The 7,101-nt window shown below is 42.8% G+C and carries 8 protein-coding genes; 3 read left to right on the top strand and 5 right to left on the bottom strand.

Going from position 1 to position 7,101, the window contains the following annotated elements; translation table 11 throughout:
- The first annotated feature begins 5 nt into the window (after positions 1-5).
- Positions 6-1,010: an allantoicase gene (alc, locus tag WAK81_RS13570; RefSeq protein ID WP_422197574.1), complete on the top strand. Its 1,005-nt coding sequence runs from the start codon at positions 6-8 to the stop codon at positions 1,008-1,010.
- Between the two features lie 12 nt (positions 1,011-1,022).
- Entirely contained in the window at positions 1,023-1,520 is a 498-nt protein-coding gene (locus tag WAK81_RS13575) for an ureidoglycolate lyase (RefSeq protein WP_422197560.1), read from the top strand.
- A 58-nt stretch (positions 1,521-1,578) separates the two neighbouring features.
- Here WAK81_RS13575 and WAK81_RS13580 read toward each other — a convergent pair whose 3' ends face one another.
- The 5 genes from WAK81_RS13580 to puuE form a co-directional block, all read right to left on the bottom strand.
- A complete protein-coding gene (locus WAK81_RS13580; RefSeq protein ID WP_422197562.1) occupies positions 1,579-2,292 on the bottom strand; it encodes an outer membrane protein OmpK in 714 nt (237 codons plus the stop codon).
- A gap of 127 nt (positions 2,293-2,419) precedes the next feature.
- On the bottom strand, positions 2,420-3,778 hold the full coding sequence (locus tag WAK81_RS13585) for a nucleobase:cation symporter-2 family protein (RefSeq protein WP_422197564.1): 1,359 nt from the start codon (positions 3,776-3,778) through the stop codon (positions 2,420-2,422).
- Between the two features lie 32 nt (positions 3,779-3,810).
- A complete protein-coding gene (gene uraH / locus WAK81_RS13590; protein ID WP_422197566.1) occupies positions 3,811-4,131 on the bottom strand; it encodes a hydroxyisourate hydrolase in 321 nt (106 codons plus the stop codon).
- Positions 4,128-4,631 carry a 2-oxo-4-hydroxy-4-carboxy-5-ureidoimidazoline decarboxylase gene (uraD, locus tag WAK81_RS13595; RefSeq protein ID WP_422197568.1) on the bottom strand — a complete coding sequence of 168 codons (504 nt, stop codon included), beginning with the start codon at positions 4,629-4,631 and terminating at the stop codon, positions 4,128-4,130. The genes uraH and uraD overlap by 4 nt, the downstream gene beginning before the upstream one ends.
- 143 nt (positions 4,632-4,774) lie before the next feature.
- On the bottom strand, positions 4,775-5,737 hold the full coding sequence (gene puuE, locus WAK81_RS13600; protein WP_422197570.1) for an allantoinase PuuE: 963 nt from the start codon (positions 5,735-5,737) through the stop codon (positions 4,775-4,777).
- Between the two features lie 314 nt (positions 5,738-6,051).
- Here puuE and WAK81_RS13605 point away from each other — a divergent pair, with 314 nt between their 5' ends.
- The gene (locus WAK81_RS13605; protein ID WP_422197572.1) at positions 6,052-7,101 is read left to right on the top strand and encodes a Rieske 2Fe-2S domain-containing protein; all 1,050 of its coding nucleotides are present in this window, start codon (positions 6,052-6,054) and stop codon (positions 7,099-7,101) included.

Raw genomic sequence — 7,101 nt, forward strand, 5'->3', positions numbered from 1 at the left:
TTAAGATGGCGACCTTGTTAGCTCCGATTTTTGATCTGCCTGCTCCACTACAGCAGTTAAGTAACCTTGCAGATGCGCGAATTGGCGCAGAAATTCTTGAATGTTCAGATGAGTTTTTTGCTGAAGCGAAACGCATGTTGCAGTTTGAGGCACCGGTCTTTATCGAAGACAAGTTTGATGAGCATGGCAAATGGATGGATGGCTGGGAAACCCGTCGCAAGCGCCACGCGAGCTATGATTGGGCCATCATTAAACTTGCTGTTGTGGGTCAAATCCAGGCACTCGATATTGATACGACTTTTTTTAGCGGCAATTATCCAGCCTCAGCTGCTGTGCAAGCATGTTATGCGACAGATGGGAATCTTGATCAGGCAGAATGGATCAGCATTCTGGAAAATAATGTCCTGGGACCCACCCAGCATCATATTTTTCAGATTTCAGTAAAGCAGATATTTACCCATGTCCGTTTGAATATTTATCCTGACGGTGGGATTGCACGTTTTAAGGTTTATGGCCAGGTAAAAATCGATTTGCAAGATCGTGATCAAGTGCTGGATGTCTTGGCACTAGAAAATGGTGGCCGTGTCGTTGCCTATAGCGATGCGCATTTTGGACATCCACGCAATCTGATTAATCCGGGACGTGGTATTAACATGGGCGATGGCTGGGAAACCAAGCGTCGCCGTGCTCCAGGATTTGACTGGTGTATTTTGGCCTTAGGCACCAGTGCCGGAATCGAGAAAATTGAAATTGATACCGCCCATTTTAAAGGTAACTTCCCTGCCGAGGTTTCTATTCAAGCCATCTATATTGAAGATGCCACCGATGAGCAACTCATTCCACAAAGCATGTTCTGGCCTTTTTTATTAGAAGCGCAGCCCATGCAAATGGATCATATTCATCATTACATCAATGAAATTTTACAACACGAAAAAATTTCCCACATCCGCGTCAATATGATTCCGGACGGCGGTATTAGCCGGATTCGGCTCTGGGGAAAAGTGGCCTAAGTGATGAATAGCATGCATATGCAAAGCATAAAAATACAGCCTTTAAGCACGGAAAGTTTTCTGCCTTTTGGAGAAGTAATTGCCTGTCAGGGTAATCATTTTTTTCATATCAATGAGCAGCAGACCGAGCGTTATCATGCCTTGGCTGAAGTAGAAAGTGATGCTAAGGTTGGACTGAGTATTTTTAGAAATATACAAGCCACCGCAATTCCTTTTCAAATTTCGATGCTGGAAAGACATCCTCTGGGTTCACAGGCCTTTATTCCGATGCAAGGCCAGCAATTTTTAATTGTGGTTGCCCCTATGCTTGATCAAGTGCAGCCCGATCTCAGTCAGATTCAGGCATTTATCAGTGATGGTTCTCAAGGGATAAATTATCGTGCCGGAATCTGGCATCATCCTTTATTGACGTTTGAAGCACCTAGTGAATTTGTGGTGGTGGACCGTATAGGCAACGGATCGAACTGTGATGTGTATACTTTTCCTGAAAACATTCAGATCGTATTTTAAGCACATTAAAAAAAGCCCTTTTTATCAGGGCTTTTAACTTATTTCCTCATCACTTTGCCTAGAAGTGATATTTCACTAAAGCACTGACATTATTTTCATCGGCATTTGGAATACCGAATTTGTTGTTCCAGATAGAATGTTCAATTCCCAGATATAAATTGGTGTCTGGAGAAATGTGTTTACCGACATTCCATTTCCATTGGGTGGTCCAGTTCATCTCGCTGTCATGAGTATCTTCTTCTGTTGACCAATCCAGGAAGCCATCGACCAGGAATTCTTCAGCACCCAGTTTAATTGGCACGCCATAGGTCAGTGTCAACTGGTAATCATCATCAATATTCTCATTATTCACGCGATAAAGATTAATGCTGGCATAACGGAAATACGGGATATCCAGATCGAAACCTACGCCGTACAGGAAGTTATCAAAACCTTCTCCACCTTCCCAGGTCGTTGAAACCAGTACATCTTTAACCGGACCAAAAGCAAGCTTCTGACCTGACACTTCTCCCAAACTTAAACGTGGTGAAAATTCAAAATAACTTGATTTAAAGTCATCTGCACCGCGCATACGGTCAATGAAAAAGAATACATCTGCATATTTTATTTTTGCCGTATATTCAAAGGTCGCAGTAGCCTGTTTCTCATCGACCACCTCATAGTTTTCCCCATAAAGTCCGGTGACACTAAAGTCTTGCCAGATCGGTTTTGCCTGTGCGGATGCCGCACCCAATACAAGTAATGTTGCAGCAGTAAGTTGAGTGAATTTCATAAATAAGGGTCCCCAGTGGAATGAAAAAATCACATTCTGAATTAAGCAAAAACAAAGCCAACATTTTTAATTTTTGATAAAAAAACAGTCCATTTTTCTGGAATGTTTTCATCCTGGTTTAAATTTTCTAATGTGGAATCTTTGCCACAATTTCTGTAGTCGCTGTACTTCTATTTTTAAATAGGTTTTGTTGATTGAACAACAGGTTGAGTAAAATGGCCATTAAGCAGGTGGAGCTAATCCCCGAATGAAATAAGGTTTGTACCCATTTTGGAAAGTTGGCATAAAAAGAATGATCAATAATTGGAATCATGCCGGCTGCAATAGCGGTCGCAACAATGATTAGATTTTTTTGTTCGTTATAATCAATTTTAGCCAAGGTACGAATCCCACTCGCAGCGACTGTTCCAAAAAGCACCAGACCAGCACCGCCCAGTACAGGTACAGGAATGGCAGCAATCAAACGTCCCATAATCGGCAGTAAACCCAGCACTACTAAAATCATGCCCCCAGCTGCGACAACAAATCGGCTTTTAATTCCAGTAATGGCTACCAAACCCACATTTTGTGCAAAAGCACTTTGCATGAATGAACCAAAAACAGGCGCCATCGCACTCGATAACATATCGGCACGTAAGCCATTGGAAATACGTTCCGAATTTACCTTGGTTCCGACAATCTCACCCACTGCAATGATATCTGCTGTGGTTTCGGTCATAATCACGAGAGTAACAATAAGCATAGAAATAATGGCAGTGAGCTCAAAAGTCGGTAGTCCAAAGGCGAAGAAGCTGGGTACTTGGATCCAGCTACCAGTCGCAACTTTAGAGAAATCACCAAAACCAAATAAATAAGCCAGTACTGAACCTAAAACAATTGCCAGTAAAATAGACAAACGACGAATAGCAGCGTGTCGACTTAAATTCAGGCAAATCACTAAAGCTAAAGTGATCAGTGCCAGACCAATATTTTCAACACTTCCCCATTCTGGTGCTTTGTTGTTGCCGCCCATCATCCAGCGGACTGCCACCGGCAATAAGGACAGACCAATCACTGTAATCACGCAGCCTGTCACGACTGGTGGAAAGAAACGGATAATTTTGGAAAAATAAGGTGCGAGGAAAAAACCAATCAATGATGCGACAATAACTGCACCATAGACCGCTTGTAAGCCGCCGCCTGTGGTCACAATCGCCACCATCGTCGCAACCCCGGCAAAAGAAACTCCTTGTACCAAAGGTAATTTCGCGCCGATATATTTCACCCCAACGGTTTGCAAAATCGTGGCTAAACCACCGACAAATAGCGCCGCTGCAATCAATAATCCAATTTGATAAGCGTCTAGGCCGGCTGCCGTTCCCACGATTAAAGGCGGTGCGATAATTCCGCCATACATGGTCAGTACGTGTTGTAAACCATAGGCTGCACTTTTTCCCGCACCTAAATATTCATGTTCAGGTGAAATTGTTCTATTTTCTTCTGTCATTTTTTTCTCACCCTCAAAGTCTAAATATAAAATCAGCTTCCGCGATATGTGGAGTACGCAAATGGGCTGATCAACAAAGGAATATGAAAATGCTGGGATGCATCTTTCATATAGAAATGAATAACTGCTTTAGGAAAAAAAGTTTCTAAACCCAAATTTTCAAAATAAGCAGATGTAAAAAACTCAAGACTATAGACACCTGTTTTTAAATCGATCATGCCAAAATCACTGACGCGGCCGTCTGTATTGGTTTTTGCTTCCGTGATCAGGCAACCGTCTTCTGAAAAAAGTCGAACGACCACGTCTGGTGCAGGTTTTCCCAGATGCGTATCCAGAATATGCGTGCTAATCATGCATGAAGCTCCTGAGCCAGTCGTGACAAGGCAATTTCTGCCAGTTGATGATGAACAATCTGTTTCTCAATTTCTGGATCATTCAGCAAACGAAATTTCAGGGCTTGGAGGACGTCTTTGCTACTCAATCCTGCGGCTTTAATCAGAAAAATAAAACCGTATTTTTTTTCATAAGCAAGATTGCCTTTAAGCAGAGCGAGCTGGGTATCGTCATCTGCTGCAATGCCAGATTGTTCACGATGGGAAAAGTCTTTTTCTATTTCACTTAATTCAGCCTGTGCCTGTTTTTCACCTATACGGGGATGATTATCCAGCGCAGTTTTAATCTCATCCCAGTTCCAGGTCGCCGCTTGTTGTTTCGCTGCATTCAAAACCTCCTCAACCGATGCATAAGGACGTTTTGCTGCAAGCTTGGTTGACCAGCTGGGTATTTGCACACAGTGCCTTAAAAAGATCATCGCATCTTCTGCTGATGCTTGATTAAATTCAATAAGTTGCACTATTCAATCGCCTGATTATATTGCTTGGTTATTTAAAACTGGTTTTGCAATAACAGTGCCAAAGCTGATGTGTTTGTTATTTTTATAAAGTGCATGAATCAAAAAAGAGCATTTAAACTGATCTTTTCAAATATATTTTATGATTATGGCGCATGATGGTTATACCAGTGCTCAGCAATATCCCCACGGCGGCAAATCCAGACTTTGTCATGATTCTGAATATAATCCAGGAACTTTTGTAGTGCTTTAAAACGTCCCGGTCGTCCTAAAATACGGCAGTGCATACCAATCGACAGCATTTTTGGCGCAGTTTCGCCTTCGGCATAGAGCACATCAAAAGCATCTTTGAGATAGTGATAGAACTGTTCCCCGCTATTAAAACCACCCGGTGCACTGAATTTCATGTCATTGCTATCCAGGCTATAAGGAATAATCAAATGCGGACGTGTTTCCCCTGCCTGATTGGTCAAGGTGCTCCAAAATGGCAAGTCATCCCCATAGTAATCAGCGTCATATTTGATTTGAGGAAATTCAGCCAGGAGTTGACGGGTATTCGGACTGTCCCGACCGGTATACCACCCAATAGGTGCTTCACCAAACAGGCTTTCCAAAACGCTGATCGCCTGATCCATATATTGGCGTTCCAGTTCAAGCGGCATGTCCTGATAATGTAGCCAGCGCTGTCCATGTGAAACGACATCATAATGGGCTGCTTTAATTGCCTCGACCACATAAGGATTACGTACCAATGCCATGCCGACTCCAAAGATAGTCATCGGCAAACCACGTTTCTGGAACTCCTGATGAATGCGCCAAAAACCTGCTCGTGAACCATATTCGTACATCGAATCCATCGACATATGTTTATCTGGAAAGCTGGGAGCACCAATGATTTCAGATAAAAACTGTTCTGAACCTGTATCGCCATGTTCAATGTGGTTTTCACCGCCTTCTTCATAATTCAGCACAAACTGGACCGCGATACGAGCGCCGTTTGGCCACTCCACTTTCGGTGGTTCGCTATGATAACCAATCAGGTCACGCGAATAAGGTGCATTGCAAATGCTGTCGATAAGCGCTTGTCCGCGTAAGTAGCTAGTAGTCACTTCAATTCCTTATGGATTCTGAGTAAAAGATCAATTTTCTATATGCGTGATAAGCAATTTATGCGCCAAAGTAGAGCATTGAAAGAGAGAGCACGCTTTTTGAAAAAAAATATTTTCAGCGAGATTTAAGCTTAGAAATATCCCATCACAATATTTGTGTGGTGAAACATAAAAAACTGGAATAGAGGCTTATGTTCATTTTTAATCGCCTGTCAGTGTTCTGATTTACGCAAGCATATGTCCAGTTAATTGAAATTTCATAGAACACCTTGCTGTTTTATAGTTCAGCTAAAGGTCACGACACAGAACCCATTATGAATACAAATATCGCCACGTTTAACCCCGACTTACCGGTCCATATGACATTCGAGGAACATGACTGGTATCTCTTGGCTCAGTATTGGTATCCGATTGCGCTTGTGCGTGACATTACAGATCAGCCAACGAGTAGCATGCTGCTCGATATGCCTCTGGTGATTTATAAAATGAATGATGAACTGGTGGTGGCGAAAGATGCATGTCCGCATCGCGGTGTACCTTTAAGCTTGGGGGAAAATGACGGTCAAGGTGTGGTGTGTCGTTATCACGGTTTACGGTTTGGCAGTGAGGGGAAATGCAATCGTATCCCTGCCCATCCCCAGCATAAAATATCGGAGCGCTTCCATCTAAAAACTTATGCTGCGGTAGAAAAGTATGGTCTGATCTGGTGTTCGTTAAGCGCTGCAAAGGATGCAGAACCTCATATTCCTAACATGCCTTTTTGGGAGGATGCTGAGTATCAGCAACTGGTCTGCCCTCAGATAGACATTCAATGTTTTGCAGGAAGACAGCTCGAAGGTTTTATCGATGTGGCCCATTTTGCCTGGGTGCATCCAGATACTTTTGGCGATCCGGAGGATGTAGAAGTTCCTGATTACAGTACGACAGAAACGGATGTTGGTTTTAATGCAGATTATATCAGTAGCGTGGGACGTTATCCGATCGGAACCAAGCAACGTGGTCAGGAAGATTTTAAATGGTTACGTCATTTCGAAGTCAGCCTACCCTTTACCGCCACACTTACGATTCATTTTCCAAATCATGCCAAGCAGGTCATCATGAATGCGGCTTCACCGATGACTGCACGTTCAACACGACTTTTTGCGCCCATTTGCCGCAATTATGATAAAGATTTACCGGTTGAAGAGGCCTATGCCTTTAATATGAAAATTTTCGAGGAAGATCGTGTAATTGTGGAAAACCAGAAACCTGAATATTTACCTTTGGACTTATCTTTAGAAGCGCATTTTCCTGCGGACCGAAGCTCCAGTATGTACCGAAAATTACTACGCAAACGGGGATTTAGTCCTTTATTTGCTGCTTAA

Origin of the sequence: Acinetobacter sp. (genome assembly GCF_049284435.1) — a bacterium.
Lineage (GTDB): Bacteria > Pseudomonadota > Gammaproteobacteria > Pseudomonadales > Moraxellaceae > Acinetobacter.